General features: G+C 37.1%; 15 protein-coding genes. 9 read left to right on the top strand and 6 right to left on the bottom strand.

Annotation, left to right across the window (positions count from 1 at the left end; genetic code table 11):
• Positions 1 to 15: 15 nt before the first annotated feature.
• The 4 genes from HBN42_RS02950 to nrdH form a co-directional block, all read right to left on the bottom strand.
• Positions 16 to 1,287, bottom strand: a complete 1,272-nt coding sequence (locus HBN42_RS02950; protein WP_165993573.1) for a chloride channel protein — start codon at positions 1,285 to 1,287, stop codon at positions 16 to 18.
• A gap of 265 nt (positions 1,288 to 1,552) precedes the next feature.
• Positions 1,553 to 2,512, bottom strand: coding sequence for a class 1b ribonucleoside-diphosphate reductase subunit beta (gene nrdF / locus HBN42_RS02945; protein ID WP_165993571.1), 960 nt, complete (start codon positions 2,510 to 2,512; stop codon positions 1,553 to 1,555).
• Between the two features lie 363 nt (positions 2,513 to 2,875).
• Positions 2,876 to 5,035 carry a class 1b ribonucleoside-diphosphate reductase subunit alpha gene (gene nrdE, locus HBN42_RS02940; protein ID WP_165993569.1) on the bottom strand — a complete coding sequence of 720 codons (2,160 nt, stop codon included), beginning with the start codon at positions 5,033 to 5,035 and terminating at the stop codon, positions 2,876 to 2,878.
• A 19-nt stretch (positions 5,036 to 5,054) separates the two neighbouring features.
• Positions 5,055 to 5,273: a glutaredoxin-like protein NrdH gene (gene nrdH, locus HBN42_RS02935; protein ID WP_165993567.1), complete on the bottom strand. Its 219-nt coding sequence runs from the start codon at positions 5,271 to 5,273 to the stop codon at positions 5,055 to 5,057.
• 529 nt (positions 5,274 to 5,802) lie between these two features.
• On the opposite strand from nrdH, the gene HBN42_RS02930 reads away from it, so the two are divergent.
• The 4 genes from HBN42_RS02930 (at position 5,803) to HBN42_RS02915 (ending at position 10,842) form a co-directional block, all read left to right on the top strand.
• Positions 5,803 to 6,066: a phosphocarrier protein HPr gene (locus tag HBN42_RS02930; RefSeq protein ID WP_012515399.1), complete on the top strand. Its 264-nt coding sequence runs from the start codon at positions 5,803 to 5,805 to the stop codon at positions 6,064 to 6,066.
• A gap of 4 nt (positions 6,067 to 6,070) precedes the next feature.
• A complete protein-coding gene (ptsP, locus tag HBN42_RS02925) occupies positions 6,071 to 7,804 on the top strand; it encodes a phosphoenolpyruvate--protein phosphotransferase (RefSeq protein ID WP_165993565.1) in 1,734 nt (577 codons plus the stop codon).
• Positions 7,805 to 7,939: 135 nt separating this feature from the next.
• Positions 7,940 to 9,367, top strand: a complete 1,428-nt coding sequence (locus tag HBN42_RS02920; protein WP_165993563.1) for an NADP-dependent glyceraldehyde-3-phosphate dehydrogenase — start codon at positions 7,940 to 7,942, stop codon at positions 9,365 to 9,367.
• Between the two features lie 188 nt (positions 9,368 to 9,555).
• Positions 9,556 to 10,842 carry a polysaccharide deacetylase family protein gene (locus HBN42_RS02915; RefSeq protein ID WP_165993561.1) on the top strand — a complete coding sequence of 429 codons (1,287 nt, stop codon included), beginning with the start codon at positions 9,556 to 9,558 and terminating at the stop codon, positions 10,840 to 10,842.
• 148 nt (positions 10,843 to 10,990) lie between these two features.
• Here HBN42_RS02915 and HBN42_RS02910 read toward each other — a convergent pair whose 3' ends face one another.
• A complete protein-coding gene (locus tag HBN42_RS02910; RefSeq protein ID WP_165993559.1) occupies positions 10,991 to 12,073 on the bottom strand; it encodes a DEAD/DEAH box helicase in 1,083 nt (360 codons plus the stop codon).
• 148 nt (positions 12,074 to 12,221) lie between these two features.
• On the opposite strand from HBN42_RS02910, the gene udk reads away from it, so the two are divergent.
• The 5 genes from udk (at position 12,222) to HBN42_RS02885 (ending at position 15,701) form a co-directional block, all read left to right on the top strand.
• The gene (gene udk, locus HBN42_RS02905; protein WP_165993557.1) at positions 12,222 to 12,854 is read left to right on the top strand and encodes a uridine kinase; all 633 of its coding nucleotides are present in this window, start codon (positions 12,222 to 12,224) and stop codon (positions 12,852 to 12,854) included.
• A 12-nt stretch (positions 12,855 to 12,866) separates the two neighbouring features.
• Entirely contained in the window at positions 12,867 to 13,148 is a 282-nt protein-coding gene (locus tag HBN42_RS02900; RefSeq protein ID WP_165993542.1) for a DUF1294 domain-containing protein, read from the top strand.
• A 119-nt stretch (positions 13,149 to 13,267) separates the two neighbouring features.
• The gene (locus tag HBN42_RS02895) at positions 13,268 to 13,762 is read left to right on the top strand and encodes a GAF domain-containing protein (RefSeq protein ID WP_165993540.1); all 495 of its coding nucleotides are present in this window, start codon (positions 13,268 to 13,270) and stop codon (positions 13,760 to 13,762) included.
• 2 nt (positions 13,763 to 13,764) lie between these two features.
• Complete coding sequence (gene dnaX / locus HBN42_RS02890; RefSeq protein WP_165993538.1) at positions 13,765 to 15,444, top strand: DNA polymerase III subunit gamma/tau; 1,680 nt, start codon at positions 13,765 to 13,767, stop codon at positions 15,442 to 15,444.
• A gap of 53 nt (positions 15,445 to 15,497) precedes the next feature.
• Positions 15,498 to 15,701 carry a DUF3272 family protein gene (locus HBN42_RS02885; RefSeq protein ID WP_165993536.1) on the top strand — a complete coding sequence of 68 codons (204 nt, stop codon included), beginning with the start codon at positions 15,498 to 15,500 and terminating at the stop codon, positions 15,699 to 15,701.
• Here the strand turns inward: HBN42_RS02885 and birA are convergent.
• Positions 15,676 to 16,617 (bottom strand): bifunctional biotin--[acetyl-CoA-carboxylase] ligase/biotin operon repressor BirA, encoded by a 942-nt coding sequence (birA, locus tag HBN42_RS02880; RefSeq protein WP_165993535.1) that lies wholly within the window; start codon positions 16,615 to 16,617, stop codon positions 15,676 to 15,678. The genes HBN42_RS02885 and birA overlap by 26 nt on opposite strands.
• Positions 16,618 to 16,801 lie beyond the last annotated feature (184 nt).

Raw genomic sequence — 16,801 nt, 5'->3', positions numbered from 1 at the left:
AAAAAACAGAGAAGTTTAACTTTTCTGTTTTTTACTTTGTAAGGATGAAGCTTTTTTAAAGAGCTTAGAGAGTATTGCTTGGGTTAGGTAGGCTACAGTCATTGCAAGGGCGACTGGTAAGGCATTGATCAGGGGTTGACCACTTATTTCTATGAGAAATAAGGTAGCTGCTAGGGGGATTTTATTGATTATTGCTAGGAAGATAGCTGCACCTATAATGATAGCGAATTGGATGGGGATTTGGCTGTGAAAAGTCTTATTCCAAAAGCTTGCTAAAAGAAGTGCCAGTCCGCCACCCATCATCATGGATGGTGCAATCCTTCCACCGTAGGCCCCTGCAAAAAAGGTAATGTAAACTGCAAAGCCTTTGGCTAAGAGTAAGCCTAGGGCATATGACAAGTCAAACTTGTCATGTAGATAATAAATTAATCCTGCTTTGCCATTTCCCAAAATATGTGGGTAAAAGATGCTGAGGCAGGCCACAAGGGAGAATGCTAGTAGGGTAAAGAGGAAGAATTTTTTTGATTTAAGGTTTCTTTGGGGGATTGAAGTCAGTAATTTTTGATAGGCTAGGATGATGCAAGTGATTAGGACTGTTGCAAAGATTGCCCAGAGAAAGAGGTCTTGATTCCATTTCAGTTGAGGTAGTTGGTACTGAACTTCTCTTCCAGACAGGAAACGCACTGTCCATACAGCTACAAAGGAGACAATTATTGCTGCTGTGAGATTTTTTCGATTCCATTTGCGAACTATATTTTCGATAATGAAGATAAGGCTTGCTAAAGGGGCATTATAGACAGCTCCCAGGGCAGCTCCTGAGGAACAAGCCAGTAAAAGAATCTTGTCTTCTCTATCCACTTTCCAGAATCTTAACCAGAATCCTGTGAGGGCAGTGGCGACTTCTCGAGCTGCACCTTCTCGCCCAAGTGGAGAACCCATTGAGACTGTTATTAATTGGATAAGGCCATGGTAAAAATGAGTCAAAGAATTAAAGGATTTTTGGTCGTGGATAATTTCTTTTATTGTCCGTAGGGGCTGCATTTTTTTAGCCATTAGATGCCATCCAAATGCGGCGACAAAACCGGCAAGTAAGACGGAAAGAAAACGTCTGGAGGCTGCTACTCCCCTAATATCTTGTTTTAAAGAAGCTTCGGGATTATAGCCAAAACTAAGGGTCTGAATAGAACGGATTAGTTCTATGAGGAGGCTGGCAACAACACCTGCAGTTATGCCTGTCAGTAATAAAAGAATTAACCATTTTAAAAGCTTATGCAAGTTTTTATTCATACCTACTATTATAACAGATGAAGAGAGTGATAGACAGGATAAGTTATTTTCTAAGTCAGAGACAAAATAAAAAACACCAAAAGGTGTCTTTTAAAACTGAAAGGCTAGCTTTTGACTGTTATGGTGAGGACTGATTCCGCTCTCACTCTTATAACCCGTAGTTGTAATCATCATCAGACATAGCTTCCACAGAACCTAGTAAGTAACCATTTCCTACTTGTGAGACTAAAAAGGTCCAGTGGACCATTTTAGGTTTTTCTCACTCTTATAACCCGTAGTTGTAATCGTCATCAGACATAGCTTCCACAGAACCTAGTAAGTAACCATTTCCTACTTGTGAGAAAAAGTCATGGTTAGAAGTACCAGTAGAAATCCCGTTCATAACAATAGGGTTAACGTCATTAGCAGTATCAGGGAAAAGTGGATCTTGACCAAGGTTCATCAGTGCCTTATTGGCATTGTAACGTAAGAAGGTCATAACCTCCTCGGTCCATCCTACTTGATCATAAAGAGTTTTGGTGTAATTTTCTTCATTTTCATAAAGTTGATAGAGTAAATCATACATCCATTCTCTAAAGGACTCTTGTTTTTCTTCCGACAATTCATTGAAACCGAGTTGGAATTTGTAACCAATATAGGTTCCATGAACAGATTCATCACGAATAATCAATTTGATGATCTCTGCAACATTGGCCAATTTGTTATTTCCCAAATAATAAAGGGGTGTGAAAAAGCCAGAGTAGAAAAGGAAGGTTTCTAAGTAGGTAGAAGCAACTTTCTTTTGTAAAGCATCGCCATTAGCATAAATCTCATTAATGATTTTAGCCTTCTTTTGTAAGAATTCGTTATTATTTGTCCATTCAAAAATGTCTTCAATTTCTTTTTTTGTATTCAAAGTTGAAAAAATGGAAGAGTAAGATTTGGCATGAACAGATTCCATGAATTGGATGTTATTAAGAACGGCTTCCTCATGAGGAGTACGAACATCTGCACGGATAGCTTCTACACCAGTTTCAGATTGCATGGTGTCAAGAAGAGTTAGACCACCAAAGACCTTACCAACTAAATCTTTTTCGACAGCTGGTAACTTTCGCCAGTCATCTAAGTCATTGGATAAAGGAATACGTGTATCCAGCCAAAATTGTTCCGTCAACTTTTCCCAGGTTGATTTGTCAATAACGTCTTCAATTTCGTTCCAGTTTATGGCTTCATAATATGTTGTCATGGTTTTTAGTCTCCTAAAGAGTAATAAGGGATAAAATACTATCATAAAACAGTAGTTGATCTTGAGTAAAGCTACTAATTATTTACGATATGAATAAATTTTGTGTCAAAGAAATTCGAATAATAAGTTAAGGGATATTGATGAGACTGCAAAAAGTCAGAACAGATAAAAATCAAGACCAAGCAGCCCATTCCTAAGAAGGAAGAGATGCTTGAGCAACATTACTAACTAAAGAATTACGACACGAAGTAAGTTAAGTCGATACTACTTAACTTACCTAGTTAGTGAGTGGTTTAGGCAGATAGCTAAACGGCGACTGCCGTAGAAGCAATAGACACTTTAGCATCATTACTTCTTAACCAATCAAATCACACAACTCTCACACTGGTTAGCTCCAACTTCTTCGCCATCATCTGTAAAGGTGCGGATATAATAGATTGACTTGATACCCTTGTTATAAGCGTAGTTACGAAGGATAGAAAGGTCGCGTGTTGTTTGTTTGCTTTCAGTCTTCCATTCATAAATTTCTTTAGGGAGTTCACTTCTTAAGAACAGGGTTAGAGAGAGGCCCTGATCCACATGTTCAGTAGCAGCTGCATAGACATCAATGACCTTTCTCATATCCATATCATAAGCAGAAGTATAATAAGGAATGGTATCTGTTGATAAACCATTTGCAGGGTAGTAGATCTTACCAATTTTCTTCTCTTGACGTTCTTCAATTCTTTGTGTTATTGGGTGAATAGAAGCAGAGCAGTCATTAATATAGGAGATAGATCCATTAGGAGCAACTGCTAAACGGTTTTGGTGATAGAGGCCATCTTTTTGAACAGCCTGACGTAAGGCTTCCCAGTCAGCTGCCTGAGGGATAAAATGATCTTTGAAAAGTTCCTTAACAAAATCAGATTTTGGTGTGAACTGACCACTAACATACTTATCAAAATAAGTTCCGTCAGCATATTTTGATTTATCAAAGCCAACAAAGGTTGTTTGACGTTCGCGAGCAATATTATTAGATTCTACTAGGGTCCAGTAATTCAATAGCATAAAGTAGATATCTGTAAATTCAACAGATTCTGGGCTACCATATTCAATATGATGCTGAGCAAGGTAAGAATGGAGCCCCATAGCTCCTAAACCGAAGGTATGGGCTTCTTGGTTGCCATGTTTAATGGTAGGAACCGCTTCGATTTGGGAAGAATCCGTAACATAAGTTAGAGCCCGTGTCATAGCTTTGATAGAACGTCCAAAATCAGGTGACGTCATCATATTCAAGATATTTGTTGAGCCTAAATTACATGAAATATCTGTTCCCATTTCAAGAAACTCTTGAGCATCATTAATGACACTTGGTTTTTGAACCTGTAAGATCTCAGAACAAAGGTTACTCATGATAATTTTACCATCAACAGGATTAGTCTTGTTTGCAGTATCAATATTTATGATGTATGGGTAACCAGATTCTTGCTGTAATTTCGAAATTTCAGTTTCTAAATCGCGGGCTTTAATTTTTGTTTTAGCAATTTTAGGATTGGCTACTAATTCATCATATTTCTCAGTGATATCAATATAGTTAAAAGGAATACCGTATTCTTTTTCAACACTGTAAGGACTGAATAAGTACATATCCTCATTATTCTTAGCCAATTCATAAAACTTGTCAGGAACTGTCAAGCCAAGTGATAATGTTTTAACACGAACCTTTTCGTCAGCATTTTCTTTTTTAGTTGATAAGAAGGCGATAACGTCTGGATGGAAGATATTGAGGTAAACAACTCCAGCTCCTTGACGTTGACCTAACTGGTTAGAATAAGAAAAACTGTCTTCAAATAGTTTCATAACAGGAACAACACCAGATGCAGCTCCTGCATAGCCTTTAATAGGCGCTCCAGCTTCACGCAGGTTAGAAAGTGTGATCCCAACTCCCCCACCGATTCGTGATAATTGCAAAGCTGAATTGATAGATCGTCCAATAGAATTCATATCATCGGTGACTTGGATAAGAAAACAAGAGACCAATTCACCACGGCGGCTACGCCCAGCATTTAAGAAAGAAGGAGTAGCTGGTTGGTAACGTTGGTTAATCATTTCAATGGCTAGGTCTTTAGCCAACTCTTCATTTCCATCAGAAAAATAGAGTGCATTGAACATGACGCGATCTTCAAGGCTCTCTAAGTAGTAGTTTCCGTCATTAGTTTTTAGGGCATACTGCTGATAAAATTTGTAGGCAGCCATAAAAGATTTGAAGCGGAAGTTTTCTGCCTTGATAGTAGCGGCTAAGTCTTCTATGAACTGACTAGAGTATTTAGCAATAAAACCAGCTTCGATGTAATCGTTTTCTATTAAATAGTGAATTTTCTCAGTGATGGAAGGAAACTGTTTGGTGTTAGGAATAACATTTTCATTAAAGAAGGCTTTGAGTGCCTCTTTATCTTTATGCAAAGGAATTTTCCCATCGACAGGACGGTTAATTTCGTTGTTTAAGCGGAAATAAGAAATTTCCCCAATATCTTTTAAACTCATAGTAAATGTCCTTATCTAATTAAAGAAGTTCTTTTAATTTTGCAGGTTGAAAACCAGAAAATACTAAAGTGTCACTCTCAATAACTGGTGCAGCAGAAAATCCAAGACTTTTAACATAATCAATTTTTTCAGGATGTTCATCAATATTGATCTCTTGAAAATTAGCGCCATTTTGTTCTAAAAATTTTTTTGTCATTTTGCATTGCATGCAGTTATTTTTTGAATAGACAGTAATCATAATCGTTTCTCCTTAACATTTCTCATACCGAGAATTAAATACTCTACTAGCATATAAAATTTACAAATAAAAAGCAAGATTTTTATTTGTAAAAACCACAATATTTTGGGGTATCCGAACAATAGGACATCTATATATTGTGTGAAGGCTTGCTATAAGCCAAACTGTAAAATGAAGATCAAAGTCGGTCAGTATAAGAAAACATCTATGATAATTTTCATAAAAATAAAGTTTGCTTTCATTTAGGTTAGATATTTTGGTTAACTTAGTTTGAATTAAGGAGATCAAAAAAGTCAAAAAATAAGATAAAAAGTCAAAAATTATGAAAATAAAAAGATGATTTTTGGCAGTAGAAGCTAGATTTTATCCTATTTAATAGTAAATGAAAAAATGAGAAAATATTTCAAGTATTTTCCTTAGCTGAAGATTTAATCTTGAAAATCAAAAACCATTATGCTATAATCTGTTAGTGTAAGGGTTATCATCTGGTAACTCAAATATACACAACTATTCAAAGGAGAACCATACTATGGCTTCAAAAGATTTTCACATTGTTGCGGAAACAGGAATTCACGCACGTCCAGCTACATTGTTAGTTCAAACAGCAAGCAAATTTGCTTCTGATATTACACTTGACTATAAAGGAAAAGCAGTTAACCTTAAATCAATTATGGGCGTAATGAGCCTAGGTGTTGGTCAAGGTGCTGACGTTACTATCACAGCTGAAGGTGCTGATGCTGATGATGCAATCGCAGCAATTGAAGAGACTATGACTAAAGAAGGATTGGCATAATATTATGACAGAAATGCTTAAAGGAATTGCAGCTTCTGACGGTGTTGCGGTTGCTAAGGCATATCTATTGGTTCAACCGGATTTGTCATTCGACACTATCACAGTCGAAGATACAAATGCAGAAGAAGCTCGCCTTGATGTTGCATTACAAGCTTCACAAGACGAGCTTTCTCTTATCCGCGCGAAAGCAGTAGAGAGCTTAGGCGAAGAGGCCGCATCGGTATTTGATGCCCATTTAATGGTTCTTTCTGATCCAGAGATGATCAGTCAAATCAAAGAAACGATTCGTGCTAAACAAACCAATGCTGAAAGTGGACTTAAAGAAGTAACAGATATGTTCATCACGATCTTTGAAGGTATGGAAGATAATCCATACATGCAAGAGCGTGCATCAGACATTCGTGATGTGGCAAAACGTGTCTTATCACATCTTCTTGGTGTCAAACTTCCTAACCCAGCTGCAATTGATGAAGAATCTATCGTTATTGCTCATGACTTAACACCTTCAGATACAGCTCAATTAGATAAACGCTTTGTAAAAGCTTTTGTTACTAACATTGGTGGACGTACAAGTCACTCAGCAATCATGGCAAGAACTTTAGAAATTGCTGCAGTTTTAGGAACAAACGATATCACAAAACGTGTGAAAGATGGCGACATTATTTCAGTTAACGGTATTACTGGTGAAGTCATCATTAATCCAAGTGAAGAACAAATTCTTGCTTCTAAAGAAGCTGGTGCATCATATGCTAAACAAAAAGCTGAATGGGCCCTCCTTAAGGATGCAAAAACAGTCACAGCTGATGGTCAACACTTTGAGTTAGCAGCAAATATTGGTACTCCAAAAGACGTTGCAGGTGTCAATGAAAATGGTGCCGAAGCAGTAGGTCTATACCGTACAGAGTTCCTTTACATGGACTCTCAAGATTTCCCAACAGAAGATGAACAGTATGAAGCTTATAAGGCAGTTCTTGAAGGAATGAATGGTAAACCTGTTGTCGTTCGTACTATGGATATTGGTGGTGATAAGGAACTTCCTTATTTCGATCTTCCAAAAGAAATGAATCCATTCCTTGGTTTCCGTGCTTTACGTATTTCTATTTCAGAAACTGGAAAAGATATGTTCCGTACACAGATTCGTGCTCTTTTACGTGCTTCTGTTCACGGGCAATTGCGTATCATGTTCCCAATGGTAGCACTTCTTAAAGAATTCCGTGCAGCAAAAGCAGTCTTTGATGAAGAAAAAGCAAATCTTCTTGCTGAAGGTGTGGCAGTTTCTGACGAGATTCAAGTTGGTATCATGATTGAAATCCCAGCAGCTGCTATGCTTGCTGACCAATTTGCTAAGGAAGTTGATTTCTTCTCTATTGGAACAAATGACCTTATCCAGTACACAATGGCCGCTGACCGTATGAACGAGCAAGTTTCTTACCTCTATCAACCATATAACCCATCAATCTTGCGTTTGATCAATAATGTTATTAAAGCAGCGCATGCTGAAGGTAAATGGGCTGGTATGTGTGGTGAAATGGCTGGAGATCAACAGGCTGTACCTCTATTAGTTGGTATGGGTCTTGATGAGTTCTCAATGTCAGCAACCTCTGTTTTACGGACACGTAGCTTAATGAAGGTACTTGATAGTGCTAAAATGCGTGAATATGCACAGCGTGCTCTCACAGAATGCTCAACAGCTGAAGAAGTTCTTGAACTATCTAAAGAATATTTATCAAAACACTAATATAGAAGGGTTGATTAATCACCCTTTTTTTGATGTTCAAACTTGCAATGCCGCTTCTAGGCAGCTATAGCGGAAGTTTGAATTCTCTACAAAAAGTGATAGAATAGAGTTAATATTGAAAAAGGAGATATTAATTTGACTAAAGAATACAAAAATCTTGTCAATGGGGAATGGAAACTTTCCAAAAACAAGATCACAATCTATGCCCCCGCTGATGGCGAGGAGCTTGGTAGTGTTCCAGCAATGTCAACAGAAGAAGTAGACTTTGTCTACGAAGTTGCTAAGAAAGCCTATCCTGAATGGCGTAAACTTTCTTATGTTGAACGTGCCGCTTATCTTCACAAGGCAGCAGACATCTTAGTTCGTGATGTCGAAAAAATTGGTGCAATTTTATCTAAAGAAGTTGCAAAAGGACATAAAGCAGCTGTCAGTGAAGTGATTCGTACTGCGGAGATTATCAACTATGCTGCTGAAGAAGGTATCCGCATGGAAGGTGAAGTTCTTGAGGGTGGTAGCTTTGAAGCAGCCAGCAAGAAAAAAATTGCTATTGTGCGTCATGAGCCAGTAGGATTGGTTTTAGCCATTTCACCTTTTAATTATCCTATCAATTTAGCTGGTTCAAAAATTGCACCAGCCCTCATTGCAGGAAATGTAGTAGCCCTTAAGCCACCTACACAAGGTTCTATTTCAGGATTACTCTTAGCTGAAGTTTTTGCTGAAGCTGGTATTCCAGCAGGTGTCTTCAATACCATTACTGGACGAGGCTCTGTTATTGGAGATTACATAGTAGAGCATGAAGCAGTAAACTTCATCAACTTTACTGGCTCTACACCAGTTGGCGAAAGAATTGGTCAATTAGCTGGTATACGTCCTATCATGCTTGAGCTTGGTGGAAAAGACTCAGCTATTGTCCTTGAAGATGCTGATTTGGCCATGGCCGCAAAAAATATTGTTGCTGGTGCCTTTGGCTATTCTGGTCAACGTTGTACAGCTGTTAAACGTGTTCTTGTAATGGACAGTGTAGCAGATCAACTGATTGAAAATGTAGGTAGCTTAGTAGACAAACTATCAGTCGGTATGCCAGCAGACAATGCTGATATTACACCTTTGATTGATACCAAGGCTGCTGATTTTGTTGAAGAATTGGTTAAAGATGCACAGAATAAGGGTGCCAAAGCTTCAGCTGATTATAAACGTCAAGGAAATTTGATCTCACCTCTTCTTTTTGATAATGTTACAACTGATATGCGATTAGCTTGGGAAGAACCATTTGGCCCTGTTCTACCATTTATCAGAATCCATTCTGTTGAAGAAGCTATCCAAATTTCAAATGCTTCTGAGTATGGACTGCAAGCTTCAGTCTTTACTAATAATTTTCCAAAGGCATTTGCAATTGCAGAGCAGCTAGAAGTTGGAACAGTACACATCAACAATAAGACACAACGTGGTACAGATAATTTCCCATTCTTAGGTGCAAAGAAATCTGGAGCTGGTGTTCAAGGTGTGAAATATTCAATTGATGCTATGACAAACCTTAAATCAATTGTCTTTGATATCGAATAAACTAGTCAGCTTTTACTAAAATATAAAAGAGATCCTTCTAAGATTTAGAAAGATCTTTTTTTATTGACATCGTTTTCAATATTCAGACAATATAATGTATTTTTTCAAAATTTTATGCTTTTTTCTCACCATTTCATTTGATTTTGTAATTCATTATGTTACAATAATGTTGCAGTTAGGAGGATACAGTGAAAAAAATATATTATACACTAGTCAGTTTACTGATTGTTTTTTTGCTAGGCCTATCAGCTTTAGCATTTAATCAGTGGCAAATAAATAACCAACTACAATCTACAATTAATCAAGAGATGAAGAAAAAAGACGGTGATTTTGAAATCAAATCTCTCAAAAAAATCAAGTCTGATAAACAAAGTTTTTATTATTTCTCACCCTTGAAAAACAATAAAAAATTTTATAACAACAATTTACCTCTTTCGCTTTATCAGGAAAAAGTAAAAGATAAAGAAGAGATTTTTATCAGGCCGGTGATCAAAAAGACTCCGCTAAAGGGAGTTAACTTGGTGACGATTCATAAGATCACTTACAAGCATGAACTTTTTAAGCTGGCCAAAAGTTCCGACAAGGTCATCAGTCATTATCATATAAAAGAAGATTTTAGTCCCTTTAATCTGTCAGATCTTGTTTCAGGACATATGGACAAATTGGCTAAAGAAGTTGGCAAACACTCTTCTGGGAAAAGTTTTGATAAGAGTTTAGCTTCAAAATTAACTGAAGAAGGCTCATTATTATCTGACTATTTTGATTTATCTGAAGACAAGCTTGTCTTAGAAGATAAACTGAAAATTCCATATAAGGATCTGTTTGATGTGGTTGATGCTAAGTTGTTAGAAGGCGACCTTAAACAAGAATATGATCTCTTTGTAAGCAAGAAAAAGGAAGAAGAAGCTAAGAGAAAGAATGAAAAGCTTGTCGCCTTAACCTTTGATGATGGTCCTAATCCAGATACAACACCTCAGGTATTGTCCCTCTTAGATAAATATCAGGCCAAAGCTACTTTCTTTATGATGGGTTCAAAGATCTCTGGTAATGAAAGTCTTGTTAAAAAAATCATCAGTGCCGGCCATGAGATTGGCAACCATTCTTGGGATCATCCAGATCTTACAAAATTAAGTGAGGACCAAGTTCGATTCCAAATTAGAAATACTAACGACGCTATCGCTAAGGCCTGTGGTAAGGTGCCTATTTATTTGAGGCCGCCATATGGGGCAACCAATGATAATGTCAGACGTATATCAGGCTTGACAGAAGTACTTTGGACAGTGGATACAAGAGACTGGGAAAATCATAATACTGAAGCTATTATGGCTAATATCAGAAGCCAGCTGCAACCAGGTGGTATCATCCTTATGCACGATATTCACCAAACCTCAGTTAATGCCTTACCAACAGTTCTAGACTATCTTAAGAGTCAGGGTTATAAATGTGTAACCGTCAGTCAGGTCATGGGACACTAACAATAAGGCCAAGTCAACATTATAAGAATAAATAAGCTCCCTAAGGCTGAATTTTCAGTGTCTTGGGGAGTTTTTTGTCAAAAAAATAAAAGATTGAAGTAAGTCTCCAAATGTGGATTTTTACTTCAATCTAAAATCTGATTAGGATCTATTTTTTCTGTAATTCTTGATTACGCAGTTGCAGTTCAGAAACTTTGGCAAATTTTTTGAGTTTTTTGATGTCTTCAGGATGGTTGACAAAGGTGATAACGACTCCCTTTTTCCCCATACGGCCAGTTCTACCAGCGCGATGAATGTAGTTTTCTTTATCTCTAGCTACTTCAAAATTAATAACATATTCCAAGTTATCTATGTCAATACCTCGGGCAACTAAGTCAGTTCCAAGTAGTAAGGCTATTTGATGATCTTTAAACCGTTCTAGGATGGTCTTTCTAAACTTAGCATTAACATCACTAGCTAAAGAAAGAGCAGAAGCTCCGCAATAGTTAAGCTTTTCTTCAGCAGCCCCTAAGTCAGAAAGAGCATTGAAGAAAACCAGGCCTCGAAAATCAGGAATATTAGAAAACTTACGCAATAAATCAATGCGTTCTCTTTTATCAACTGAAATATAATAATGCTCAATAGCAGGCAGTGTCTGATTGGAAAGATCAATGGTTTTAGTGTTTTCAGCTAGGGCATTTTTATCAACCTTATTGGTGGCACTCATATAGATCATTTGGTGCTGGCGTGGAACATGGTGACAAATTTTTTGCACAAATTCATACTGTGAATCACTTAGAAGTTCATCAAACTCATCTAAGATAATGGTGTCAACAGACATCATTTTGATTTTTTTCTGCTTAATGAGTTCATAAACTCTGCCAGGGGTACCAATGAGGATCTGTGGCCCTTTTTTTAGCCTTTCAATTTGTCTCTTTTGACTGGTTCCTGAGATAAAAAGCTGTGCTTGAAGGTCAATTGGCTCAGCCCATTCCTTACTTACTTCAAAAATTTGACCAGCCAGTTCAGTGTTGGGAGCTAGAATTAGGAGCTGCTGTGCTTTTTTGCTGTCAATCTTTTGAAGGCTTGGTAAAAGATAAGCCAAGGTTTTTCCTGTCCCTGTTGGACTTATCCCCAAGACGTTTTCTTTATTTGTAATTAATGAGAAGGCTTGTTCTTGGATTGGTGTTAAATTGGCAAAGTTTAACTGAGCTAGTTTTTCTTGCCATTTATGTGGAAATTCTGAAATCATTTTGTGTCCTTTTACTTTCTTATTTTCATTATAGCATGTTTTTAGCTGATAAACTAAGTTTGGGGAGACTTTCTTCCATAAGTTTCCTAGATTATTATTCTAATTTTTGTTAAAATATAGGGAAGACTTTTTAGATTTGGAGTGGAAAATGCGTAAAAAACCCATAGTAATTGGTGTCACAGGTGGTTCTGGCGGAGGAAAAACCAGCGTTTCGAGAGCTATTTTAGATAGTTTCCCCAATGCTCGGATTGCCATGATTGAACACGATTCTTATTATAAAGATCAGGCTCATCTTAGCTTTGAAGAGAGAGTTAAAACCAACTATGATCATCCCTTGGCCTTTGATACCGATTTTATGATTGAACAATTAAAAGAATTGTTAGATGGGCGTCCAGTTGACATTCCTATTTATGATTATACGATGCATACCAGAAGTGATAAGACCTTTCGTCAGGATCCTCAAGACGTGATCATAGTGGAAGGAATTTTGGTTTTAGAAGATGAACGTCTGAGAGAGCTAATGGATATTAAACTCTTTGTCGATACAGATGATGATATTCGTATTATTCGCAGAATCAAACGTGATATGATGGAACGTGGTCGCAGTTTAGATAGCATCATTGAACAATATACCACAGTTGTCAAACCTATGTATCATCAGTTCATTGAGCCTAGTAAACGTTATGCTGATATCGTTGTGCCAGAAGGTGTTAGTAATATTGTAGCTATTGATTTGATCAACACTAAAATAGCCAGCATTTTAGTCGAAAACGAGGATTAAAGGAAAGAGAATATGTTACCTGTCCTATTAACTTGCCTCTTTCTTTGGAATGTGCTTGTCTTTTTGCTATATGCCATTGATAAAAGAAAGGCCATTAAGAACCAGTGGCGGATTCCTGAGAAAATCCTCTTGTTAGCGACACTTTTCTATGGTGCTGTGGGTGCTCTATTAGCAGCAAAGCTCTGCCATCATAAAACACGCAAATGGTATTTTCAACTAGCTTGGGTTCTTGGCTTGGTTATTCTTTTTGTCAGTTTTTATTTCCTTTACAGGCTAAACTTTTTTCAAGGATGAAAATATTTATTTCTATAGATAGTCCATAAAGCCTAGGATTACCCTAATCCTAGGCCTTTTCTCTTTACTTAGACGAAAGATGGTTAAAGAAAATCTATTCTTGTGGTATAATAAGAAACATGAACAAAAGGACAAAAAAAGAAAATTACGATCTCATGCTAGCACAAGCTAAGGCTTTGTTTTCTAATGAAGATAATGCTCTAGCCAACCTGTCAAATGCAAGCGCCTTATTGAAAACGACTCTACCGGATTCTGTTTTTACTGGTTTTTATTTATTTAATGGAAAAGAGCTCATCCTTGGTCCCTTCCAGGGTAAGGTATCTTGCGTTCATATAGCTATGGGTAAAGGTGTCTGTGGTCAATCTGCTCAAAGCGGACAGACAGTCATTGTTGATGATGTTAAGAATCATGCCAATTATATCTCTTGTGACTCTGCGGCCATGAGTGAAATCGTAGTACCCATGTTTAAGCATGGAAAATTAATTGGTGTTTTAGATTTAGACTCTAGCTTAGTAGCTGACTATGATGATATTGACCAGAAAAATTTGGAAGACTTTGTATCGTTATTGGTTGAAAAAACAACCTTTAATTTTGAAATGTTTGGAGTAGAATAGTCATGTATCAAGCACTTTATCGAAAATACCGCAGTCAAACATTTGATGAAATGGTTGGTCAGGATGTTATTGCTACAACCTTAAAACAGGCTGTGGCTTCAGGTAAAATTAGCCATGCCTACCTCTTTTCTGGCCCTCGAGGAACAGGAAAAACAAGTGCTGCCAAGATATTTGCAAAAGCCATGAATTGTCCTCATCAAATTGATGGGGAGCCTTGTAATGAATGTGATATTTGTCAGGATATTACTAATGGCAGCCTGGAAGATGTGATTGAAATTGATGCAGCTTCTAATAACGGTGTTGATGAAATTCGAGACATTAGGGATAAATCAACCTATGCTCCTAGTAGGGCAACATATAAGGTCTACATCATCGATGAAGTCCATATGTTATCAACTGGGGCTTTTAATGCTTTATTAAAGACTTTGGAAGAACCAACAGAAAATGTTGTCTTCATCTTAGCAACCACTGAACTCCATAAAATACCAGCAACTATTTTATCAAGGGTACAGCGCTTTGAATTTAAAGCCATCAAACAAGCTGCAATTGAAAAACACCTAGCAGGGATTTTAAATAAGGAGGCTATTGCTTTTGAAGAAGAGGCTCTAGGCTTAATAGCTAGGCGGGCAGAAGGTGGTATGCGTGATGCCTTATCCATCTTAGACCAAGCCTTGAGTTTGTCACCAGAAGATAAGCTTACTTTAAAGGTGGCAGAGGAAATAACGGGCTCCATTGGTTTTCGAGCCTTAGATGACTATGTCAGCCATCTTGTCCAGCATGATACCCAAGAAGCTCTGGCAAACCTAGCGACGATTTTTGACAATGGTAAAAGTATGAATCGTTTTGCTGCAGATTTACTAGCCTATCTGAGAGATCTCTTAATTGCCAAAACAGGGGGAGATAGCGGTTATCAGTCAGAAGTATTTCTTAATCTTTTATCCCTTGGGACAGATGAGATTTTCCAAATGATATCCACTGTGACAAAGCATATTCCGGAAATTAAAAATGGTAGTCATCCTAGGATTTATACGGAGATGATGACAATTGAACTAGCTCAAGAAGGAAAGAGCTTGTCAGAAGAAGCTTATCCACAAAGTCTAAGGGATGAACTCTTAGCAATGAAGGAAGAATTGCGGGTTTTAAAGGAAAGTATTTCTCAGATCACTTCAAGAGGTGATAGCAATCCACAAAGTATCAGTAAGAATGAAGTAATAAGTCGAAAGACTTTTACCTATCAGGTGGATCGTCAAAAAATCTTTAAAATCATGGAAGAAACTGTCCAAGACAGTGAGCAATCTCGCCAGTATCTTGATTCCTTAAAGACGGTCTGGAATGAAATTTTAGATAGTATTTCTGCGCAAGACCGTGCCTTACTTTTAGGGTCAGAGCCTGTCTTGGCAAATAGTGAAAATGCTATCTTAGCATTTGAAGCAGCCTTTAATGCAGAACAAGCCATGAATCGACAGGACTTGAATGCTATATTTGGAAATATCATGAGTAAGGCGGCTGGTTTTTCTCCTAATATACTGGCTGTCCCTAAATCTGATTTCAATCAAATTCGTGGTGAATTTGCTAAACAAATGAAAACAAAAACAGTTGAGGAAACTGAAAAAAAAGTTGAAAATCAGTTGCCTCAAGGATTTGATTTTTTAAGTGAAAAATTAAAAGTAGTTGAGGATTAGCGAAAAACAGAAAATCCTTCGAAGAATTTTCTGTTTATTGCTATAATAGTGATATGACATTTAGACAATTTATTTTTATAGCATGTATTTGTGCTTTTGAAACTTATTTTTTTAACGACACTTTGCTAACTGGTGAATACCTATTTGCTGGTTTCTGGGGATTTTTGCTCTTTAGAGATTTGAAAAAAGCGCGTGCTATTTCTTTGTTTTCAAAAAAACTAAGTGAAGCCGCTAACTCGTCCAAGAAGAAAGACTAATTTCGCCACTTCGTAAGGTCTTAATTTCTCCCCTATCGTTTTCTATGATCAAATATCCTTGATCAGTGATGTCGATAGCTTTGGCACTTATTTTTTGATTATTTTCAATAAAGGTCACTTGTTTGTCTAAAACGAGTGATTTTTCTTTGTAGATTTTTAAAAGATCTTTAAGAGGAACGGTAAAAAACAGCTTCCATATTTCACTGATTAACTGGTTTCTGCTAATAGTTGGCTGCTCTTGGAAAAGAGAACCCGCCTTTTCTTGAAGTTCTAAGGGAAAATCCTTAATGTGAAAATTGATGCCAATGCCAATGATAACATCTGTAATTAAACCAGTTTCCATTGAGGTAATGGCTTCAGTTAAGATCCCGGCTATCTTTTTATTTCCTAAGTAGATATCATTTACCCATTTAATCTCTGTTTGGATGCCGGTTAATCTTGAGATGGCCTTGACAAGGCATGAGGCCACCATCATAGTATAAGGTTCCATTTCTTCATAGGGGAGATTGGGTTTGATATGTAAGGACATGTAGATGCCGCCAGTTTTACTGCTATAAAAGGGTCTATCCAAGCGTCCCTTGGCCTCTTTTTGACTATTTGCGAGGTAAAGATGAGGACACTTAGGATTGTTTTTCATATTTTGTTTGGCGTCAGTCTGGGTAGAGATACTCTTTTCATTTAAGGTCACCGGTATATTCACTTTGCGGCTGATTTCGTCTGGGAGCAGTAAATCCCCTTCAATTAAACGATAGCCCAGCTGTTTTGATTTTTCAAAGTGTAGTCCCTGTGTCTCTAAGGTTTTAATGGCCTTCCAAACGGAAGTTCGTGACAGATTGAGTTCTTCTGATAAGAAACTTCCCGTCAAGAAATCTTGATTTTCACTTAAGAGCCGATAAATTTTTTCTGTAGTTTTCATATCTCTAGTATAGTATATTAGCTTAATATTTCAAGGTTAAATACAGATAAAAGCAAGCTTGAATTTACTTATGAAAGGAAATTTTTGAGTTTTCAAGTGGATTAATGAAAAAAAGAAAGTCAAAAGATTGATTACCCTTTTGTAAATTGGTCCAGGTTAAAAAAGTAACTAGCTATAAATTAAA

The sequence above is a fragment of the Streptococcus catagoni genome (assembly GCF_011421425.1).
Lineage (GTDB): Bacteria > Bacillota > Bacilli > Lactobacillales > Streptococcaceae > Streptococcus > Streptococcus catagoni.
This window is presented reverse-complemented; position numbering and strand designations above follow the sequence as displayed.